2 protein-coding genes are annotated in these 1,262 nt (G+C 78.0%); both read right to left on the reverse strand.

Annotated elements, in window-relative coordinates; translation table 11 throughout:
• Window positions 1–145: 145 nt before the first annotated feature.
• Complete coding sequence (locus tag DY240_RS22665) at window positions 146–379, reverse strand: hypothetical protein (protein WP_119662072.1); 234 nt, start codon at window positions 377–379, stop codon at window positions 146–148.
• 26 nt (window positions 380–405) lie between these two features.
• Window positions 406–951, reverse strand: coding sequence for a class F sortase (locus tag DY240_RS22670; RefSeq protein WP_119662071.1), 546 nt, complete (start codon window positions 949–951; stop codon window positions 406–408).
• Window positions 952–1,262 lie beyond the last annotated feature (311 nt).

Here is a 1,262-nt window from a genome sequence, read left to right on the forward strand (position 1 = left end):
CGCGCTGCCGGCGTGGGTGCTGGCCGGCGCGGCCGGCGCCACCATCGTCGTCGGCGCGTTGGCCGGCGCCTATCCCGCGGCCCGGGCGGCCCGGATGCCCCCGACCGCCGCACTGACGGCGGTGTGAGGGCCCGCGCCCGCCGGATCAGCGGCGGCGCCGGAGGCGGTGGTTCCAGCAGCCGGTGTGCCAGTGCCGCCGTTCGTCGATGCCCTCGCCGGTGAACGAGAGGCTGACCGTCGGCCACGCCACGATGTGCGGCGTGGCCGGCCGGATCAGCTGGTCACAGCCCGGGCACCGGTACGCCTTCGTCGACGCGCTGCCGGTGATGCGGCGGACCACCCATTCGCCGTCCGGGCCGGACTCGATGCTCTCGTGCACGACTCCATGGTCGTACACGCGCCGGGTCACGTCGGCGCCGCGGTGACGACCACGTTGGAGCGGAACGCCGTCCCGTCCCAGTCGGCGCAGGTCACGAGCACGAGCCGGCCGGGTACGTCCTGCGCGAACAGCTCGTCCGCGCGCGCCGCGAGGTCGGCCGGCGACATCGTCTCGGCCGACACGACGCGGTACCACTGCTCGCCGTCGGCGCCGCTGATCGCGAGGGCATTGCCGGGGCGCAGGCGCCCGACGCTGTTGAAGGCCGCCTCCCCGCCCTCGACGGCGTGCCCGACGACGACCGCCGAGCCCACCTCCGCGCCGGGCGCCGCGCCGTCGCGCCACCAGCCGGCCAGCAGCGGGTCCTTCGGCGGCAGCAGCACGCGGCCGGCGTCGGCGGCGATCTCGATCACCGGCGCCTGGATTCCCAGCAGCGGCACCCTGAGGTCGTACCGGCCCTCGGCGCGGCCGACCGGCTCGCCGGGGACCGCCGACTGCTCGCTCGGGTCGTAGGTGGCCGACGGCTCGGGGGTCGACGCCGCGGCCGGCCGCTCGGGGCCGTCGAGTTGGCTCATGCCCCACCACGCGGCCAGCGCCAGCAGGACAGGGGCAACCAGCCACGGCAGGACCCGCGGCCGCGGCCGCCGATGCCGCGGCGCGGACCGGGTGCCGTCCGCTGCCGGCGACGGAGCCGGCGGGGACGGGGGTGGCGGAGGCGGCGGAACCGGAGGGGGTGGAGGCGGCGGCGGATCGAGCGGGTCAGACGGCACGCCGCCTCCTCGTGAGCGCCCACCCGGCGGCCGCGATCCCGCCGGCGAGGCCGAGGACGGCGTACGGCAACGGCCCGCTGCGGTCCGGTTCGCTCGCCGCGCTCGCGGCTCCCGCC

Origin of the sequence: Jiangella rhizosphaerae (assembly GCF_003579925.1) — a bacterium.
GTDB classification, from domain to species: Bacteria; Actinomycetota; Actinomycetes; order Jiangellales; family Jiangellaceae; genus Jiangella; species Jiangella rhizosphaerae.

Bases quoted from the DNA above. Each gene is read 5' to 3' on its own strand.
- DY240_RS22670 (WP_119662071.1), bottom strand. From the start codon at position 951: ATGAGCCAACTCGACGGCCCCGAGCGGCCGGCCGCGGCGTCGACCCCC.